This window comes from Pseudomonas sp. JUb42, from assembly GCF_024807945.1.
In the GTDB taxonomy this organism is placed as follows: Bacteria; Pseudomonadota; Gammaproteobacteria; order Pseudomonadales; family Pseudomonadaceae; genus Aquipseudomonas.
In genome coordinates this window covers 553,812-572,215 of sequence record NZ_JANUFD010000002.1, presented here as the reverse complement: position 1 = coordinate 572,215, position 18,404 = coordinate 553,812, and the positions used below count along the sequence as shown (strand labels likewise).

The window sequence follows — 18,404 nt, the reverse complement described above, 5'->3', positions numbered from 1 at the left end:
ACGCTTGTTGGTTCGAGTTGGCGCTCATTCAACTGTTCGGGCTTTGGGGCCAGAGTGGAAGGGTGAATGGCAGCTAGGCTCCTACCCGTGCTCTAAGGCACGTCGGCTTATCAGCTTGCCATTCACCCCTCTCACCTATGACTTTAACTCTCCTTGCAGACACAAGCGGCTTCAGCCGCGAGAGTGTCCTCCCGGCTGAACCCAGTCCTACAGAGGGTGCATCCGCCGCGGCGTCAGACCACCGTCGACAACAGCATGATGAAGATGATGCCGACCACGGACAGGATGGTTTCCATCACGGTCCAGGTCTTGAAGGTTTCGGTCACGGTCATGTTGAAGTACTGCTTGACCAGCCAGAAACCGGCGTCGTTGACGTGGGACAGGATCAGGGAGCCTGCACCGGTCGCCAATACCAGCAGCTCGCGGTTGACCCCGGGAATCAGGCCGACCACAGGGGCGACGATACCGGCCCCGGTAATGGTGGCCACGGTCGCCGAACCGGTTGCCACGCGAATCACCGCGGCTACCAGCCAGGCCAGCAGGATCGGGTTGATCTGCGCCTGTACCGCCATGTGACCAATGACGTTACCCACGCCGCTGTCCACCAGCATTTGCTTGAAGCCACCACCGGCACCGACGATCAGCACGATGGCTGCAACCGGCGACAGGCTCTGGTCCAGCAGCTTGATGATCTTGCTGCGATCGAAGCCGCGGGCGGCGCCGAAGGTGTAGAAGGCCAGCAGCAGGGCGAACAGCAGGGCGGCGATAGGGTGGCCGATCAGGTCCATCCAGATGCGGAAGGTATTGTCGGCAGGCAGGACCACGTCCGACGCGGTCTTGAGCAGCATCAGGAACACGGGCAGCAGGATGGTCACCAGGGTGATACCGAAACCAGGCAGGTTCTCGGTGCTCGATTCCTTGGCGATCTGGTCCATCAATTCCTGGGACGGTGTACCGGGAATGTATTTGGCAATCCACTTACCGAAGATCGGACCGGCAATCATGGCCGTCGGCAGCGCGACGATCAGGCCGTAGAAAATGGTTTTGCCGATATCAGCGCCGAAGATGCCGATGGCCAGCAGCGGACCCGGGTGCGGTGGCACCAGGCCGTGTACTGCAGACAGGCCGGCCAGCAGCGGGATGCCGATCTTGACGATGGACACGCCAGTGCGCCGTGCAACGATGAACACCAACGGGATCAGCAGGACAAAACCGATCTCGAAGAACAGCGGAATCCCGACCAGGAAGGCCGAGAGCATCATGGCCCAATGCACCTTGTCTTTACCGAAGGTGCGGATCAGAGTCTGGGCGATCTGGTCAGCGCCGCCCGAGTCAGCCATCAGTTTGCCGAGCATGGTGCCCAGGCCAAGGATGATGCCGACGAAACCGAGGACACCGCCGAAGCCGTCCTGGAACGACTTCATGACTTTTTCCACGGGCATGCCCGAGGTCAGGCCAAGAAAGCCGGCAGCGATAGTCAGTGCTACAAAAGGGTGGACCTTGAAGTTGGTGATCAGCAGCACCAGACCGATAACGGTCACTAGCGCGTCGACCAGCAGGTACGTCTCATGGGTCATACCGAACATGGGTGTGTCTCCAGTTGTCTTTATGTTTTTTATGGAGCTGTTGCTCAGCGCTGCCTGTGTCACGTGCCAAAGACAGCGCTGTCTTTGCCGCTCACGCCTTTAAAACTATGAGGCGCTTGCCACTTGGGACTCTTTCCACCAATCGGCCGCCTGCACGCCCAGGGTCTCGATGGACACTTTGGCGTCGACTTTGGCCACCAGAGTATTGGGCTCGCCATTGGGCGGCTGCAACGTGGCGAACTGGCTGTCGACCAGACTGGCGGGCATGAAATGACCAGGACGATGCTGAATGCGATCGATGGCCAGTTCCTTGGTCAGTTCCAGGAAGACAAAACCCAGACCCGGCACGGCAGCGCGCAGGCGGTCACGGTAGATTTTCTTCAGGGCGGAGCAGGTCAGGATCGGCAGTTCGCCATTGGCTACGGCCTTGGCCAGTTCTTCACCCAGGGTGTCGAGCCAGCCGGAGCGGTCTTCGTCATCAAGGGGGATGCCGGCGCTCATCTTGTCGATGTTGGCCTGCGGGTGAAAGGCGTCGCCTTCGATCAGGCGGCCACCGGTGTGCTTGGCAATGGCTGCGCCGACAACGCTTTTACCGCAGCCGGCGACGCCCATCACAACCAGGGCGGGTATAGCAGTCTTGGAAGTTGTCACAGTTTGCACCTCTCTGGAGACAGCGCTGTCTTCGCTGCATGGCAGCAAGATCAGCCCAAGCCGTTCCAGTCGTTGTCATTGTTTTGGTACGTCCTTGCACGACTCCGGATTGTTACCAAGCCGGTCAAAATCGTTGTCATGGTCCATAAGACAGCGCTACCTTAGAGTTCATTAGCCTGTTTTGGCAAGTATAATGCTGCTCTTTACTCTAGTTGGATATGCATGACTCGCATGGGTTCCCGTTCTACCGGCCGTCCGACGCTCAATGAAGTAGCGCGGCTTGCGGCTGTTTCTCCTATTACTGCATCGCGTGCCTTGCGTGGCGTCACCACGGTGGCCCCGGAGTTGGTCGAGAAAGTGCGCGCTGCCGCACTAAGCCTGGGCTACGTCGCCAATCCGGCGGCGCGAGCCCTGGCTTCGTCCCATAGCCAGACGGTAGTGGTGCTGGTGCCGTCGTTGTCCAACCAACTGTTTATCGAGACCCTTGAGGCTATCCAGAATGTGCTGCGCACTCGCGGCCTGGAAGTGGTCATAGGTAACTACCACTACTCGCCGGTAGAAGAAGAGAATCTGCTGCGCAACCATCTGGTCAATAGACCCCGAGGCCTGTTGCTGACCGGTTTCGATCACACCCCGGCCTTGCGTCAGTTGCTCGCCGCCAGCGGTATTCCCTGCGTGCATATGATGGAACTGGACCCGGCGCGGGGCGCTTATTGCGTTGGGTTTTCGCAGGAGCAGGCCGGTGCCCAGGCTGCTCGTCATCTGCTCGACAGTGGCCGTCGGCGTCTGGCCTATGTTGCGGCCCAGCTCGATCCCCGGGTGATACGACGTGGAAACGGTTTTCGCGAGGTATTACAGGCTGCAGGGCTTTATGACCCGGCGCTGGAAGTGATGGTGCCGCAGCCTTCGTCGATTGGCCTGGGCGGAGAGTTGTTCGCCCGCCTGCTGGAGCAGCATCCTGATGTCGACGGGGTGTTCTTCTGTAACGACGACCTGGCCCAGGGCGCGTCTCTTGAGGCGTTGCGCCGGGGTATTGCGATTCCTCGGCAGGTGTCCCTGGTGGGCTTCAACGATTTGCCAGGCTCTGCCCACATGATCCCGCGCCTGACCTCCATCCGAACGCCGCGTGAAGAAGTCGGCCAGCGTGCTGCGCAACTGCTGCTCGGGCTGATCGATGGTGTGCCCCAGGAGTCGGAAGTGGATCTGGGGTTCGAACTGGTGGTGCGGGAGAGTTCGTGAAATCTCCAAGTCATCTGGGTTGAAGTGAAATTCTGTGGGAGCCGGCTTGCTGGCGATCGAGCGCGAAGCGCTCGCCGTAGGACCGGCTTTAGCCGGGAGAGCGGCCTCGCGGCTAAAGCGGCTCCCACAAAATCAAAAAAATCCGCAGCCTTCAAAGCGCCTCCTCAACCAACTCGATCCAATGCCGCACCGGCGTGCGTCCGGCCCCGCCCAGGTGGGTCTGGCAGCCGATATTGGCGGTCGCGATGACCTCGGGCCGGCCACTCTCCAGCGCATTCATTTTGTTGTCGCGCAGTTGCCGGGACAGCTGCGGTTGGGTAATTGAATAAGTCCCCGCCGAACCGCAGCACAGATGGCTGTCGGGCACCTCGGTCAGGTTGAAACCCAGTCGGGTCAGCACCTGCTCGACCGCGCCGCCAAGCTTCTGCGCGTGCTGCAAGGTGCAGGGGCAGTGCACGGCCAATCGCAGTTCGCCACGAGCGGTGAGGTCTTCCAGTGGCTCATCGCGCAGCACCTCCACCAGATCCTTGCTAAGGTCGCTGATACGCGCGGCTTTGGCGGCATAGGCCGGATCGCCCCCAAGCAGATGACCGTAATCCTTGATAAAGGCACCGCAGCCGCTGGCGGTCTGGATAATGGCCTCGACAGCGCTGCTCTCTATAAGCGGCCACCAGGCATCGATGGTGCGACGGGCGCGGTCGAGGCCGGCCTGTTGCGCATTGAGGTGATAGTCCAGAGCACCGCAGCAACCGGCTTCGCGGACTGGCGTGACGCTAATGCCCAGGCGGTCCAGCACCCGGGCCGTCGCCGCGTTGGTATTGGGTGACAGTGCCGCCTGCACGCAACCTTCGAGCAGCAAAACCCGACGGGCATGACGCGGCGCGGGTCGGGGTTTGGCCGCCATTATCAAGACGGGCAGTTCATCGTGCACACGCTCGGGCAGCAGCGGGCGCAGCGCCTGGCCCAGACGACTCAAGGACTTGAACAGCGTCGGGTTTGGCAACAAGGCCCGCAGGCCACTGCGTAACAGGCGTTGGCCCAGAGGGCGGGGGACTGCGCTCTCCATGGCCGCCCGACCGATATCCAGCAGGTTGTGATAATCGACGCCGGACGGGCAGGTGGTCTCGCAATTACGACAGCTCAGGCAGCGGTCCAGATGCAACTGGGTGGCCGCGGTGGCAGGCTGGCCCTCGAGCACTTGCTTGATCAGGTAGATGCGCCCGCGCGGGCCGTCCAGTTCATCACCGAGCAACTGATAAGTCGGGCAAGTGGCGTTGCAGAAGCCGCAGTGCACGCAACTGCGCAGGATCCGCTCGGCTTCTTCGGCACGGGGCAACTGGCGGGCGCGGTCGCTCAGGTTGGTCTGCATGGTTCAGATCTCCGCGTACATACGGCCCGGATTGAACAGGCCGTGTGGATCGAGCCGGGCCTTGAGCTGGCGCTGATAGTGAAACAGTGCGGGCGGCAGGGGCTGGAAGGGGCTGTCGTGCAAGCCATGGCTGTAGCAGGTGGCGTGTCCTCCCGCAGCAGCGGCCAGGGCCTGAATGGTGGGGCCGTCGGCAGTAGACTTCAGCCAGCGCTGGGCACCACTCCAGTCGATCAGTTGTGCTCCGGGCAGCTCCAGCATGCCTGTAGCCTGGGGCAGGGACAGGCGCCAGAGCGGCAGGCCATCGCTGAAAAACTCCAGGCGCTGTTCATTCAGGTCCTGCCAGTAGGTCGGGTCGATAAGCTTGCCGCCGAGGCGTTCATGGGCCGCAGCCACCGAGCCTTCGCCGCCTTCCAGACGCAGGCGCAACAGTTTGCCGTCATGGCTGGCGGCACTGATCGGCAGCGGTTGGCGCCCCCATTCCCGCAAGCGGGCCAAGGCCTGAGCCCCGTCCATTTCCAGGGCGACGCTGCTGCACATCCGCGGCTTGGGCAGGACCTTGAGCGAGACTTCGGTCAACAGGCCCAGGCAGCCAAAGCTGCCGGTGAGCAGGCGCGACAGGTCGTATCCGGCGACGTTTTTCATCACCTGGCCGCCGAAGTGCAGGTGCTTGCCCAGGCCGGTAATGACCCGCGTACCCAGGACGAAATCCCGCACCGACCCAGCCCAGGGCCGCCGTGGGCCGCTCAACCCTGCCGCGACCATGCCGCCCACCGTGGCGTCTTCGAAGGTCGGCGGCTCACACGGCAGCATTTGCCCGGCGGCATCGAGCACTGCGCACAGTTCGCTTAACGGCGTACCGGCCCGTGCGGTGATCACCAGCTCGCTCGGCTCATAGTTCACGATGCCGCGATGGCTACGGGTATCCAGCACTTCGCCGGCGACTTCACGGCCGAGAAAGGCCTTGCTGTTACCGCCCTGGATGCGCAGGGGCGTGGCGTTTTCCAGGGCGTCACTGACCTGCTGCAAGAGCTGCTGGCTGGCATCGAAGTCGGTCATCAGAAACGCTCCAGTTCCGGGAAGGGCAACTGGCCCTGATGGATATGCATGGCGCCGAACTCGGCACAGCGATGCAGGGTAGGGATGTTCTTGCCGGGGTTGAGCAGGCCGAGGGGGTCGAAGGCCGCCTTGACCGCATGGAACAGGGTCAACTCGTCGCTGTTGAACTGGGCGCACATCTGATTGATCTTCTCCCGTCCAATACCGTGTTCGCCGCTGATACTGCCGCCGACCGCGACGCACAGTTCGAGGATCTTGCCACCCAAGGCCTCGGCGCGCTCCAGCTCGCCAGGCTGGTTGGCATCGAACAGGATCAGCGGATGCATATTGCCGTCACCGGCATGGAACACATTGGCCACGCGCAGGCCGTATTCCCGAGCCAGCTCGGCAATGCCATTGAGCACCGCCGGCAAGGCCCGGCGCGGGATGCTGCCGTCCATGCAGTAATAATCCGGCGACAGGCGCCCGACTGCCGGGAAGGCATTCTTGCGCCCGGCCCAGAAGCGCACGCGCTCGGCCTCGTCCCTGGCCTGGCGTAACTCGGTCGCTCCGGCCGCGGTCAGTACCGCGCGCACCCGCTCACAATCGGCGTGCACATCAGCTTCGACGCCATCGAGCTCACATAACAGGATGGCCTCGGCATCGACCGGGTAACCGGCGTGGATAAAGTCCTCGGCGGCGCGAATCGCCAGGTTGTCCATCATTTCCAGGCCGCCCGGAATGATCCCGGCGGCAATGATCTCGGCCACCGCGTGCCCGGCGTTTTCCACGTTGTCGAAAGCCGCCAGTAACACCTTGGCGACCTGGGGCTTGGGCAGCAACTTGACCGTGACTTCGGTGATGATGCCGAGCAGGCCCTCGGAGCCGGTGAATAGCGCCAGCAGGTCGAAGCCAGGGCTGTCCAGCGCGTCGGAGCCCAGGCTCAGGTGCTCGCCTTCGATGGTGAGAACGTCGACCTTGAGCAGGTTATGCACGGTCAGGCCGTACTTGAGGCAGTGCACGCCACCGGCATTTTCCGCAACATTGCCGCCAATGGAGCAGGCGATCTGCGACGACGGGTCCGGTGCGTAATACAGGCCGTAGGGCGCAGCGGCCTGGGAAATTGCCAGGTTGCGCACGCCCGGCTGAACCCGTGCCAGGCGCGCATCCGGGTCGATATGCAGGATTTGGTTGAAGCGTGCCATGACCAGCAGCACGCCCTTTTCCAGGGGGAGGGCGCCGCCGGACAGCCCCGTGCCAGCGCCTCGGGCGACCACTGGCACCCGACGCTGATGGCAGAGCCTGAGCAGAACCTGCACTTCTTCCATATGCCGGGGCAGGGCCACCAGCATGGGCGTGGTGCGATAGGCGGGCAGGCCGTCGCATTCGTAAGGCCGCAGTTCCTCGGGGTTGGCGAGGATTTCCAGGGCGGGCAGATGCTGGCGCAGGTCATCGAGGAGCTGCTGTTTATCGACGTCCGGCAGTACGCCGTCCAGTTGTTCGTCGTAAAGAATATTCATGGCGGGCGGCTGACCCTGTGTTGTTCTTATGGGGTGCAGCATAGCTGGCCCTAATCCTGTGGGACCGGCTTTAGCCGGGAATACGCCTTCCCGGCTAAAGCCGGTCCCACAGATATCACCCATTCAAAGGACTGTGTGTTGCTTGACACCGCCCAGCCAATCCCGCAACTTACGTATTGCGTAAACGATTTACGATAAAAACAACAAGCGCTCGAGCAGGCACGATCCATGGACCTCTTCACCTATTACCGCTCAACCTCCAGTTATCGCGTGCGCATCGCCCTGGCCCTCAAAGGCCTCGACTACCAGGCGATCCCGGTCAATCTGCTTCGTGACGGCGGCGAACAGCTCAAGCCCGAGTACCGGGCGATCAATCCCCAGGGCCGGGTGCCGAGCCTGCGCACCGAGGCGGGCAGGGTGATCACCCAGTCCCCGGCGATCATCGAATACCTGGAAGAGCGTTACCCCGAAGTGGCCCTGCTGTCGTCAGACCTGATCGTGCGGGCGTCCCAGCGTGCGGTGGCGGCTCTGATCGGCTGTGATATCCATCCGCTGCACAATGTCGCGGTACTCAATCGCCTGCGCGGCATGGGCCATGACGAAACCGAAGTGATCGCCTGGATTGCTCACTGGATCAGCGAAGGCTTCAATGCTGTCGAGCAACTGATCGGTGATGACGGCTGGTGTTTTGGTGCGTCCCCCAGTGTCGCAGATGTCTATCTGTTACCGCAGCTGTATGCGGCCCGCCGTTTCAATGTCGAACTGAGCGCCTGTCCGCGGATCCTGCGGGTCGAGCAATTGGCCCTGGCCCACCTTGCCTTTCAGCAAGCCCATCCGGATGCACAATCCGACAAGCCGGCGTAGTCTCTGTCTTATGAAAAGTTTTGGTCTGCAACTGATCTTCGGTGATTTCCTCGCCCGCAGCGTGCGAGGGATCCCCTGTGCGCCGCCCGCAGGAATGTGAGTTTCGCCACCGCGCTTTCCCACTTTCCTGCAAGGAGCCAGACCATGGCTGATCTATACGAAAATCCGATGGGCCTGATGGGTTTCGAGTTCATCGAATTCGCCTCACCGATCCCCAATACCCTTGAGCCCGTGTTCGAAATCATGGGCTTTACCAAGGTCGCGACCCACCGTTCCAAGAACGTCAGCCTGTATCGCCAGGGCGCGATCAATATCATCCTCAATAACGAGCCCCACAGCATCGCGTCCTACTTTGCCGCCGAGCACGGTCCTTCGGTATGCGGCATGGCATTCCGCGTCAAGGACTCGCAAAAAGCCTACAACCGGGCGCTGGAGCTGGGTGCACAACCGATCGAAATCGCCACCGGGCCGATGGAGCTGCGCCTGCCGGCGATCAAGGGTATTGGCGGCGCGCCGCTGTACCTGATCGACCGCTTTGGTGAAGGCACCTCGATCTACGATATCGATTTCAATTTCATCGAAGGCGTTGACCGTCATCCGGTCGGCGCGGGCCTGAAATTCATCGACCACCTGACCCATAACGTCTATCGCGGGCGCATGGCCTATTGGGCGAACTTCTACGAAAAGCTGTTCAACTTCCGCGAGATTCGCTACTTCGATATCAAGGGCGAATACACCGGCCTGACCTCCAAGGCCATGACCGCGCCGGACGGCATGATCCGCATCCCGTTGAACGAGGAGTCGTCCAAGGGCGCCGGGCAGATCGAAGAGTTCCTCATGCAGTTCAACGGTGAAGGCATCCAGCACGTGGCCTTCTTCACCGACGACCTGATCAAGAGCTGGGACGCCCTCAAGGGCATGGGCATGCGCTTCATGACCGCGCCGCCGGAGACTTATTACGAAATGCTCGAAGGCCGCCTGCCCAACCATGGCGAGCCGGAAGCCGAACTGAAAAGCCGCGGCATCCTGCTTGACGGCTCCTCCGACAGCGGCGAACGCCGGTTGCTGTTGCAGATATTCTCGGAAACCCTGATGGGGCCGGTGTTCTTTGAGTTCATCCAGCGCAAGGGCGATGACGGTTTTGGCGAGGGTAATTTCAAGGCGCTGTTCGAATCCATCGAACGGGATCAGGTGCGGCGTGGGGTGTTGGCGACCGAATAAAACAGGCCATTGGAGCGAGTTGTGGGAGCGAATTCATTCGCGAATACAGTGGATATTCACCGACTTTACCGGCCCCTTCGCGGATGAATTCGCTCCCACAGTAGATCATCGCGAGCGGTTATTGCGTACCGCCCATCCGCGCACTGATCATCTGCGCCGTCGCTCGCAACCGCTGGGCGGCATCGTTCTGGCGCGCGTCGGTAAAGACCGACGCCGAGCCTACTACCGTAATCACTCCAGCCAGCTTGCGGCCCATGCTGAACAGCGGCGACGACACGGCATTGACTCCGGCCATCAGCAGTCCGTGAATCTGATGCACGCCGGTTGTGCGGATGTCCTCGCGGTGCTGCTCGACATCCTTGAGTTGCGCAGCTGTCAGCACGGCCGACTCGATGTCGCGCAGGCCGCCCGTCTCATGGGCGCCGAGGAAGGTGTCGAACACCAGCCCGGTGGACGAGCCCAGTAGCGGCAATACCGAACCGACCTGGGTCACCAGAGTCACGGCACCGCTGGACGGCTCGACGTAAACCACGGTGGGCCCCTTGTTGCCCCACACCGCCAGGAAGCAGGTTTCATTGAGTTCGTCGCGCAGGGCGGCCAGATGCGGGGCGGTGATTTTCAGCACGTCCAGATGGCCCAGCGCCGCCAGGCCGACATACAACGCCTCGCGGCCCAGCCCGTAGTGATTGGTCACCGCGTCCTGCTCGGCGAAACCGCTGGCGATCAACGCCTGCAGATAGCGGTGTACCTTGCTCGCGGGCATGTCGACGTGCTCGGCCAGTTTCGACAGCGAGGTCGAGGGCGCAAGTTCCGCCAAGGCTTTGAGAATGCCTACGCCAACTTCGGCGGACTGGACCTTTTGCTGGCGCGGGCCAGGGGGGAGAGCGATGTCGTCAGTCATGAAGAACGGTGCGCCGGTCTGGAAAGGCTGCTTTATAGCTTGACCCGCTTTCAAACTCAAATTACGTTATTCGTAATCTGTTTACGATAAATGCAATTTCATCTGGAAAATAACAAGAGGTCGAGATGTTCAGTCATCTATCCAGCGACTCGCCGAACGCCGAAATCAGTTACCAGAGCGGCTTCGGTAATCAGTTCAGCAGCGAGGCGCTTGCCGGTGCCTTGCCTCAGGGCCAGAACTCGCCACAGCGTCATCCGCTTGGGCTGTATGCCGAGCAGTTTTCCGGCACCGCCTTCACCGTGCCGCGCAGCGAAGCGCGGCGCACCTGGCTGTATCGCATCACACCGTCGGCCGCGCACCCGCAGTATCAACCCTTGGCCCGGCAGATCGTCGGGATGGAGCAGGGGCCGATCACGCCCAATCGGCTGCGCTGGAACGCCTTCGACATTCCCGCCGAACCTACGGATTTCCTCGATGGCCTGCTCGCCCTGGCGGCCACCTCGGCGGCGGATCAGGCCGATGGTGTCAGCGTTTATGTCTATCGGGCCAATGCCTCGATGCAACGGGCGTTTTTCAATGCCGATGGCGAGTGGCTGATCGTGCCGCAGCTTGGGCGTCTGAGGATCATCACCGAGCTGGGCCTGCTGGATATCGCCCCGCAGGAAATTGCCGTGCTGCCCCGTGGCCTGAAATTCAGCGTCCAGTTGCTCGATGCCACGGCCAGGGGCTATGTCTGCGAGAACCATGGCTGCGCCCTGCGCCTGCCGGATCTGGGGCCCATCGGCAGCAATGGCCTGGCCAATCCACGGGACTTCCTGGCGCCGGTTGCCTGCTTCGAAAACCGTGCCGAATCTGTGCCGCTGGTGCAGAAGTTTCTCGGTGAGCTGTGGGAAACCCGCCTCGAGCATTCGCCCTTTGACGTAGTGGCCTGGCACGGCAATAACGTGCCCTACAAGTACGATCTGCGCCTGTTCAACACCCTCGGCACGGTCAGCTACGATCATCCTGATCCGTCGATTTTTACCGTGCTGACCTCACCCGGCGCCGTTCATGGTCAGGCCAACGTCGACTTCGTGATCTTCCCGCCGCGCTGGATGGTGGCGGAAAACACCTTCCGGCCGCCCTGGTTCCACCGCAACTTGATGAACGAATTCATGGGCCTGATCGACGGCGCCTACGACGCCAAGGCCGAGGGTTTTATGCCCGGCGGTGCCTCGCTGCACAACTGCATGAGCGCCCATGGCCCGGACAACGCCACGGCAGAAAAGGCCATGGCGGTGGAGCTGGCGCCGCACAAGATCGAGCAGACCATGGCCTTCATGTTCGAGACCGGCAAGGTGCTGCGTCCCAGCCGCCACGCCCTGAGCTGCGGGCAACTGCAAACCGACTACGATGCCTGCTGGAATGGCATGGCGAGAACTTTCAAGGAATCCGCGTTATGAGTCAGATTTTTCCGCGCAGCTGGGTGGCTTCGGCCAACGGCCATCCCGACTTCCCGCTGCAGAACCTGGCCCATGGCGTGTTCAGCCGGGGCGACCTTGGCCCTCGGGGCGGGGTGGCCATCGGCGAGATGATCTTCGATCTGCAAGCGGCCCTGGCCCATGATCTGTTTACCGACGAAGCACGTACCGCAGCCGAAGCGGCAGGCGCCGATCATCTCAATGGCTTCTTTGCACTCGGCGCGGCACACCGCCAGGCTCTGCGCCGGGAATTGCTGGCGCTGTTCGATGAGGCCAGCCCGCACTTCGAGCGTCTGCTGGCCCTGAGCCCGGCTCTGCTGCACCCCATGGGCGAATGCCGCATGCATCTGCCCGCTCAGGTTGGCGACTACACCGACTTCTACGTCGGCATTCATCACGCCACCAATGTCGGCAAGCTGTTCCGTCCGGACAATCCACTGCTGCCCAACTACAAGTACGTGCCTATCGGCTATCACGGTCGCGCCTCGACCCTGCGCCCAAGTGGCACTGAGGTGAAACGCCCCTTTGGCCAGACCCTGGCGCCGGGCCGGGAAGTGCCGGATTTCGGCCCCTGCAAGCGCTTGGACTACGAGCTGGAAATGGGCGTGTGGATCGGTCCCGGCAACCCCGATGGCCAGCCTATCGTGATCGGCGAGGCGGCCAGCCATATCGCCGGTTTCTGCCTGCTCAACGACTGGTCGGCCCGGGACCTGCAAGCCTGGGAGTACCAGCCGCTGGGGCCGTTTCTATCGAAGAGTTTCGCCACGACGCTGTCGGCCTGGGTGGTGACTCCCGAGGCACTGGCGCCGTTTCGTCGCGCGCAGCCGCCGCGTCCGGACGGTGACCCGCAGCCGCTGCCTTACCTCTTTGATGCGGCAGACCAGGAGGGCGGGGCGCTGGATATCGAGCTGGAAGTGCTGCTGCAGACCGAACAGATGCGCGCGAAGGACCTGCCGCCACAGCGCCTGTCCTTGAGCAATACGCTGAATATGTATTGGACGGCGGCGCAACTGGTGGCCCATCACAGCGTCAATGGCTGCGTGCTGCAACCGGGCGACCTGTTCGGCACCGGCACGCTGTCAGGCCCGCAAGCGGGGCAGCATGGCAGCCTGCTGGAGATGACCGAAGGCGGCAAACAGGTGGTCGAACTGGCCAGCGGCGAAAGCCGACGCTTTCTGGAGCATGGTGACGAAGTGATCCTGCGCGCGCGCTGCAAGGGCGATGGGCAGGTCTCCATTGGGTTTGGTGAGTGTCGCGGGCGGATTGTCGGATAAGGTCGCAAGCAAAGTCTTTGGGAACGGTTAAGGGAGCCAATGGTGGGAGCGGATTTATCCGCGAAAAGGTCATGATCGTGCAGACTTCTTCGCGGATAAATCCGCTCCCACAGCAGCGGCTTCTACAAGGGAAACATACTGCCTAACGAAACCCCTCGCGCAACGACCCCGACCGGGGCAGAAACCGCCCCTGCCGCTCACCCCGGGCCTGGCCATCGGCATAGCTCAAGTGGCCATTGACCCACACCGCATCAATCCCTGCCGCTGCCCGCTTGGGCTGTTTGAAGTCGGCGATATCGATCACCCGTTCGGCGTCGAACAGCACCAGGTCGGCATGGAAACCTTCACGAATCAGCCCCCGCTCATGCAGGCCGAAGCGTGCTGCCGACAGGCCGGTCATCTTGTGCACGGCGCGGTGCAGGGGGAACAGGCCCTTGTCCCGACTGAAGTGCCCCAGCACCCGTGGAAACGCACCCCATAGCCGGGGATGGGGAAACGGATCTTCCGGCAGGCCATCGGAGCCGATCATGCTCAGGGGATGGCTGAGGATGCGTTCGACGTCCTGTTCGTCCATGCCGTAGTACACCGCGCCGGCCGGTTGCAGCTGGCGGGCAGCGTCGATCAGAGGCAGTTGCCAGTCGGCGGCGATTTCCTGCAGGTCGCGGCCGCTCTGTTCAGGATGTGGAGTCGACCACGTGATGGTGATGCGGAAGGCATCGGTGACCTGCTTGAGGTCCAGGGTCGAGGAACTGGCGGCGTAGGGGTAGCAATCGCAACCCACCGGGTGACTCTGCGCGGCCTTTTCCAGGGACGCGAGCAATTGCGGGCTACGGCCCCAGTTACCGGCGCCAGCACACTTGAGGTGGGAAATGATCACTGGCGCCCTGGCATGGCGACCGATGCTGAAAGCTTCATCCATGGCCTCGAGCACCGGCTCGAATTCGCTGCGCAGGTGGGTGGTGTAGACGGCACCGAAGGCGCCCAGTTCTTCGGCCAGTTGCGCCACCTCCGTGGTCTCGGCAGAGAAGGCCGAGGCGTAGGCCAGACCGGTGGAGAGGCCCAGGGCACCCTCTTCCAGGCTGTCGCGCAGCTGCTCGCGCATGGCGGCAATTTCGTCAGGGCTGGCACTGCGAAACAGGTCATCCATATGGTTATTACGCAGGGCAGTGTGGCCTACCAGGGCCGCGACATTTACCGCCGGACGTGCCTCGTCCACGGCATTGCGATAGTCACGAAAGCGCGGGTAGACAAAATGCTGTTGCGCGCCGAGCAGGTTCATCGGGTCCGGCGGCGCACCTTTGAGGCTGACCGGCGAGGCGCTGATGCCGCAGTTGCCGACGATCACTGTGGTTACACCCTGGCTGATCTTGGCGAGCATGTCGGGCTGGCGGATCACCACCGTGTCGTCATGGGTGTGCACATCGATAAAGCCCGGCGCCAGGACCCGGCCAGCCGCGTTGATTTCCTCGGCTGCCGACGCATCGTCGAGGCTGCCGATGCGCTGGATGCGGCCATCATGAATCGCAACATCGGCGTGAAAGCCCGGCGTATCGCTGCCGTCGATGACCAGTGCGTCGCGAATGATCAGGTCATAAAGCATGGTTCAGTCTCCAAGCGGCAGGCCGTCGTCACCGCCGCGATAGTCATCGAGGGCCAGCTTGATGCGCCGCAGCCGCTCCTGATTGTCCTCGGGGGCCAGCAGCGCCAGTTCCGTGGCCAGCACGTCGATGGTCAGCAGCATGCCGTAACGCGCCGCCGTGGGTTTATAGATGAAATTGGTTTCGACGATCTGCAACGGCAGCACCACGTTGGCCAGTTGCCCCAAGGGCGAGTCGGCCTGGGTGATGGCGAGGATCCTGGCGCCGTAGCTCTTGGCCAGGGTTACAGCTTCCAGCAGTTCCGGGGTCAGGCCGGTCAGGGAGCAGACCACCAGGCTGTGTTCCGGGCCCAGAGTGGCGGCGATCAGACGCATCATTACCGGGTCGCGACAGGCGGCGATGGGATAGCCCAGGCGCACCAGGCGGGTCTGCAATTCCTCGCTGCACAGGCTCGAACAGCCGCCCATGCCGAGGGCGTGGATCATTCGCGCATCACGCAGGATGGCGGCCGCGGCCGCGAAACGCGCCTCGTCAAAACCGGCCAGGTGCTGACGCAAGGTGGCTTCGATATCGCCGACGATCTGGCGGAAAAACGCCGACTGCTCGGGCGCCTGTTCCGGGGTGAGAAAGCGGCTACCGACGCTGCTGGCCTGGGCCAGTTGCAGGCGCAGATCGCGCAGGTCACGACAGCCGATGCTGCGGGCAAAGCGCGACAGGGTCGCACTGCTGACTTCGGCGCGGCCGGCCAGATCGTCGAGGCTGGCACTGGCGGCGAAGGCCACGTCGCTGAGGATCAGCCGGGCAATCCGGTTTTCCCCGGCGCTGAACGAGTCCTGGCGTGCGCGGATCTGGTAAAGGATGTCCACTCAGAGCACCTGCGCCAGGCCCAGGGTGAGGGCGAAGGCCACCACTGAAATCAGGGTTTCCAGCACCGTCCAGGTCTTGAAGGTCTGTGCCACGGTCATGTTGAAGTACTCCTTGATAAGCCAGAAACCACCGTCGTTGACGTGGGAAAAAATCACCGAGCCGGCGCCTGTCGCCAATACCAATAGCTCCGGGTGGGGATAGCCAAGGCCCATGGCGACCGGCGCGACAATCCCCGAGGCGGTGGTCATCGCCACGGTGGCAGAACCCGTGGCGACACGCATCAGCGCGGCGAACAGCCAGCCCATGAGCAAGGGCGACAGATGAAAGTCCTGGGCCAGGCTGACAATTTCGTTGGTCACCCCGCTGTCGACCAGAATCCTGTTCAACCCGCCACCGGCGCCGACCAACAGGGTGATGCTGGCGGTGGGGGCCAGGCATTCGTTGGTGAATTTCAGGATCGAGTTGCGATTGAAGCCTTGGGCAATGCCCAGGGTCCAGAAGCTTAACAAGGTGGCCAGCAGCAGGGCGATTACCGAGTTGCCGATGAACAGCAGAAAGCTGTTGAATCCACTGCCCGGCGTACTGATCAGGTTAGCCCAGCCACCCAGCAGCATCAGCACCACGGGCAACAGAATGGTGGCCATGGTCAGGCCGAAGCTGGGTAGTTGCTGACGCGGTTCGCGATCAAGAAACTGCTTGGCCAACGGGTTTTCGTCGGGCAGTTGAATGCGCGGCACGATGAACTTCGCGTAGATGGGCCCGGCAATGATCGCCGTAGGGATACCGATCAGGATCGCGTAGAACAACGTCTGCCCCACTGAAGCCTGATACGCCTGCACCGCCAGCATGGCCGCAGGGTGTGGCGGCACCAGCGCATGCACCACCGACAGACCGGCGACCATGGGCAGGCCAACCATCAGGATCGACACGCCAACACGCCGCGCCACGGTAAAGGCAATCGGTACCAGCAGCACGAAACCGACTTCGAAAAACAGCGGCAGACCCACCAGAAAGGCGATGCAGACCATGGCCCAGTGCGCATTGCGCTGACCGAAGCGGTCAATGAGTGTGCGCGCCACCTGCTCGGCCCCGCCGGATTCGGCCATCATCTTGCCGAGCATGGTGCCCAGCGCCACCACCAGGGCGATATGCCCCAGGGTCTTGCCGACCCCGGTTTCATAGGAGGCGACCACGCCACTGGCAGGCATCCCGGCGACCAGCGCCAGGCCGACGGAGACCAGAGTAATGACAATGAACGGATTGAGACGGTAACGGGCAATCAACACGATCAGGGCGATGATCGCGATGGCGGCGTAGACCAGCAGCGAAATACCAGCGGAGGGCGGCATGGAGCGATTCCTTGCAGAGAGTGGAGGGCGAAAGACTCGACGCAGACGGGGTTCAGCCCATCGGTGCAGAGGCGCTTCGGGTAAATCTCGGCAGAGGTGTCGCTAAAGCTTGCTGATACAGGGTGTGAGTGGGGCAAGGGCGATAACAGGCGTGCATTGTTTTTATCTCTGTTTTCGTGATGAAAACAAATTACACTAAATGCAAAATAAAAATCAATTTATGAAATTAATTTTCTTTCTGTGAAAATGATTTCCGTTGTGGGAGCCGCCTTGGTGGCGATCGAGTGCGAAGCGCTCGCAAAATCGGCGTCGACTGACCTGCCATTATCGCCAGCAAGCCGGTTCCCACGAACTCAATCCTGCACCGGCACACTAAACCGCTCTCGATACGCCTGTGGCGTCACCGCCACGCTGCGTAAAAAGCAGCGGCGCAGGGTTTCTTCGCTGCCGAAACCGCAGCGGGCGGCGATGCGCTTGAGGGGCTGATTGCTGTCGGCGAGCAGGCGTCGCGCGGCCTCGACCCTTAGTTGTTCGACGGCGCGGGCCGGAGTATTGCCGGTCTGGGCATGGTAGTGGCGGACAAAGCTGCGCTCGCTCATGCCGGCCTGGGCGGCGAGGGTGGTCACGGACAGATCCCCGGCGAGATTGTCCAGAATCCAGGCATGCAACTGGGCAAAACGATCATCGTTCTGCCGGGCGTGCAGTTGCTGCGACAACGCCATGCTGAACTGCGCCTGGCCTCCCGGTCGCTTGAGAAATACCACCAGATCCCGGGCCACCGCCAGGGCCAGGGCATGGCCCAGATCGGCTTCGACCAGGGCCAGGGTCAGGTCAATCCCGGCGGTGACTCCGGCGGAGGTCCAGAAACGACCATCATTGATAAAGATCGGGTCCGGCTCGACCTCCAGCGTCGGATGCCGCTGGGCCAATAGTTCACAGCTGTTCCAGTGCGTGACCACCCGACGCCCATCAAGCAGGCCGGTGGCCGCCAACAGGAATGCGCCGGTACACACCGAAGCGACGCGTCGGGCCTGACGGGCATGTTCGAGCAGCCACTGCTGCAACCGGCTGTCGGCGACAGCCGCCTCGACACCCCGGCCACCGGCTACCAGCAAGGTATCGCAAGGCAGTTCCGGGCCGGGCAGGGGCGCAGTCTGCAGGCCCAGACCCGCTGACGAAATCACCCCTTCGGCCTGGGCGGCGACTACCTGGGTCAGATAGGGCGTGTCCAGGCCAAGCTCCTGCGCCCGCAGATTGGCCGAGGCCAGCACCTGCAAAGGGCCGGAAATATCCAGCAGCTGCACGTTGGGGTAGGCCAGTAGATAGACGACTCGGGACATGGCGTTGATTCGCTTTGGCGTGAAAAGTGGGTCTTGTGGCGTACCCGCCAAATCCTCGCAGGATAGAGTTTGGTTGTCTACACGAGCCCTGTGGGACCGGCCTTAGTCGGGAAGGCGGTCTCGCGGCCGA

15 protein-coding genes are annotated in these 18,404 nt (G+C 62.2%); 5 read left to right on the top strand and 10 right to left on the bottom strand.

All coding sequences use genetic code 11. From position 1 onward, the window contains the following. Positions 1 to 233 precede the first annotated feature (233 nt). Positions 234 to 1,586 (bottom strand): GntP family permease, encoded by a 1,353-nt coding sequence (locus M2401_RS06485; RefSeq protein ID WP_259100812.1) that lies wholly within the window; start codon positions 1,584 to 1,586, stop codon positions 234 to 236. A 105-nt stretch (positions 1,587 to 1,691) separates the two neighbouring features. Continuing rightward, a complete protein-coding gene (locus M2401_RS06480) occupies positions 1,692 to 2,198 on the bottom strand; it encodes a gluconokinase (RefSeq protein WP_259100846.1) in 507 nt (168 codons plus the stop codon). 261 nt (positions 2,199 to 2,459) lie between these two features. On the opposite strand from M2401_RS06480, the gene M2401_RS06475 reads away from it, so the two are divergent. Beyond that, positions 2,460 to 3,476: a LacI family DNA-binding transcriptional regulator gene (locus M2401_RS06475; protein ID WP_259100810.1), complete on the top strand. Its 1,017-nt coding sequence runs from the start codon at positions 2,460 to 2,462 to the stop codon at positions 3,474 to 3,476. Between the two features lie 151 nt (positions 3,477 to 3,627). Here M2401_RS06475 and glcF read toward each other — a convergent pair whose 3' ends face one another. The 3 genes from glcF to glcD are packed head-to-tail and all read right to left on the bottom strand — an operon-like array spanning position 3,628 to position 7,400. Continuing rightward, complete coding sequence (glcF, locus tag M2401_RS06470) at positions 3,628 to 4,845, bottom strand: glycolate oxidase subunit GlcF (protein WP_259100808.1); 1,218 nt, start codon at positions 4,843 to 4,845, stop codon at positions 3,628 to 3,630. A 3-nt stretch (positions 4,846 to 4,848) separates the two neighbouring features. Then, entirely contained in the window at positions 4,849 to 5,901 is a 1,053-nt protein-coding gene (gene glcE / locus M2401_RS06465) for a glycolate oxidase subunit GlcE (protein WP_259100806.1), read from the bottom strand. Then, a complete protein-coding gene (gene glcD, locus M2401_RS06460) occupies positions 5,901 to 7,400 on the bottom strand; it encodes a glycolate oxidase subunit GlcD (protein WP_259100804.1) in 1,500 nt (499 codons plus the stop codon). The genes glcE and glcD overlap by 1 nt, the downstream gene beginning before the upstream one ends. A 228-nt stretch (positions 7,401 to 7,628) precedes the next feature. On the opposite strand from glcD, the gene maiA reads away from it, so the two are divergent. Together maiA and hppD are read left to right on the top strand one after the other, a co-directional pair. Beyond that, entirely contained in the window at positions 7,629 to 8,264 is a 636-nt protein-coding gene (gene maiA / locus M2401_RS06455; RefSeq protein WP_259100802.1) for a maleylacetoacetate isomerase, read from the top strand. 144 nt (positions 8,265 to 8,408) lie between these two features. Beyond that, entirely contained in the window at positions 8,409 to 9,485 is a 1,077-nt protein-coding gene (gene hppD / locus M2401_RS06450) for a 4-hydroxyphenylpyruvate dioxygenase (protein WP_259100801.1), read from the top strand. 118 nt (positions 9,486 to 9,603) lie between these two features. Here the strand turns inward: hppD and M2401_RS06445 are convergent, their stop codons facing one another. Further along, the gene (locus tag M2401_RS06445) at positions 9,604 to 10,386 is read right to left on the bottom strand and encodes an IclR family transcriptional regulator (RefSeq protein ID WP_259100800.1); all 783 of its coding nucleotides are present in this window, start codon (positions 10,384 to 10,386) and stop codon (positions 9,604 to 9,606) included. 125 nt (positions 10,387 to 10,511) lie between these two features. Between M2401_RS06445 and hmgA the strand changes: the two genes are divergently transcribed. Both hmgA and fahA read left to right on the top strand, forming a co-directional pair. Next, entirely contained in the window at positions 10,512 to 11,828 is a 1,317-nt protein-coding gene (gene hmgA, locus M2401_RS06440; protein ID WP_259100798.1) for a homogentisate 1,2-dioxygenase, read from the top strand. Next, positions 11,825 to 13,120 (top strand): fumarylacetoacetase, encoded by a 1,296-nt coding sequence (gene fahA / locus M2401_RS06435; RefSeq protein WP_259100796.1) that lies wholly within the window; start codon positions 11,825 to 11,827, stop codon positions 13,118 to 13,120. The genes hmgA and fahA overlap by 4 nt, the downstream gene beginning before the upstream one ends. A 142-nt stretch (positions 13,121 to 13,262) precedes the next feature. Here fahA and M2401_RS06430 read toward each other — a convergent pair whose 3' ends face one another. The 4 genes from M2401_RS06430 to M2401_RS06415 all read right to left on the bottom strand — a co-directional run bounded on the left by M2401_RS06430 (position 13,263) and on the right by M2401_RS06415 (position 18,274). After that, positions 13,263 to 14,720 carry an amidohydrolase family protein gene (locus M2401_RS06430; protein WP_259100794.1) on the bottom strand — a complete coding sequence of 486 codons (1,458 nt, stop codon included), beginning with the start codon at positions 14,718 to 14,720 and terminating at the stop codon, positions 13,263 to 13,265. A 3-nt stretch (positions 14,721 to 14,723) separates the two neighbouring features. Continuing rightward, complete coding sequence (locus M2401_RS06425; protein WP_259100793.1) at positions 14,724 to 15,584, bottom strand: MurR/RpiR family transcriptional regulator; 861 nt, start codon at positions 15,582 to 15,584, stop codon at positions 14,724 to 14,726. Further along, the gene (locus tag M2401_RS06420) at positions 15,585 to 16,934 is read right to left on the bottom strand and encodes a GntP family permease (protein WP_259100792.1); all 1,350 of its coding nucleotides are present in this window, start codon (positions 16,932 to 16,934) and stop codon (positions 15,585 to 15,587) included. A gap of 353 nt (positions 16,935 to 17,287) precedes the next feature. Beyond that, complete coding sequence (locus tag M2401_RS06415; protein ID WP_259100791.1) at positions 17,288 to 18,274, bottom strand: GlxA family transcriptional regulator; 987 nt, start codon at positions 18,272 to 18,274, stop codon at positions 17,288 to 17,290. Positions 18,275 to 18,404 lie beyond the last annotated feature (130 nt).

Coding starts and splice junctions, on each gene's coding strand:
- M2401_RS06475 (WP_259100810.1), top strand. CDS start 2,460: ATGACTCGCATGGGTTCCCGTTCTACCGGCCGTCCGACGCTCAATGAA.
- fahA (WP_259100796.1), top strand. CDS start 11,825: ATGAGTCAGATTTTTCCGCGCAGCTGGGTGGCTTCGGCCAACGGCCAT.
- hppD (WP_259100801.1), top strand. CDS start 8,409: ATGGCTGATCTATACGAAAATCCGATGGGCCTGATGGGTTTCGAGTTC.
- maiA (WP_259100802.1), top strand. CDS start 7,629: ATGGACCTCTTCACCTATTACCGCTCAACCTCCAGTTATCGCGTGCGC.
- M2401_RS06415 (WP_259100791.1), bottom strand. CDS start 18,274: ATGTCCCGAGTCGTCTATCTACTGGCCTACCCCAACGTGCAGCTGCTG.
- M2401_RS06420 (WP_259100792.1), bottom strand. CDS start 16,934: ATGCCGCCCTCCGCTGGTATTTCGCTGCTGGTCTACGCCGCCATCGCG.
- M2401_RS06445 (WP_259100800.1), bottom strand. CDS start 10,386: ATGACTGACGACATCGCTCTCCCCCCTGGCCCGCGCCAGCAAAAGGTC.
- glcD (WP_259100804.1), bottom strand. CDS start 7,400: ATGAATATTCTTTACGACGAACAACTGGACGGCGTACTGCCGGACGTC.
- hmgA (WP_259100798.1), top strand. CDS start 10,512: ATGTTCAGTCATCTATCCAGCGACTCGCCGAACGCCGAAATCAGTTAC.
- glcF (WP_259100808.1), bottom strand. CDS start 4,845: ATGCAGACCAACCTGAGCGACCGCGCCCGCCAGTTGCCCCGTGCCGAA.
- M2401_RS06485 (WP_259100812.1), bottom strand. CDS start 1,586: ATGTTCGGTATGACCCATGAGACGTACCTGCTGGTCGACGCGCTAGTG.
- glcE (WP_259100806.1), bottom strand. CDS start 5,901: ATGACCGACTTCGATGCCAGCCAGCAGCTCTTGCAGCAGGTCAGTGAC.
- M2401_RS06480 (WP_259100846.1), bottom strand. CDS start 2,198: ATGGGCGTCGCCGGCTGCGGTAAAAGCGTTGTCGGCGCAGCCATTGCC.
- M2401_RS06430 (WP_259100794.1), bottom strand. CDS start 14,720: ATGCTTTATGACCTGATCATTCGCGACGCACTGGTCATCGACGGCAGC.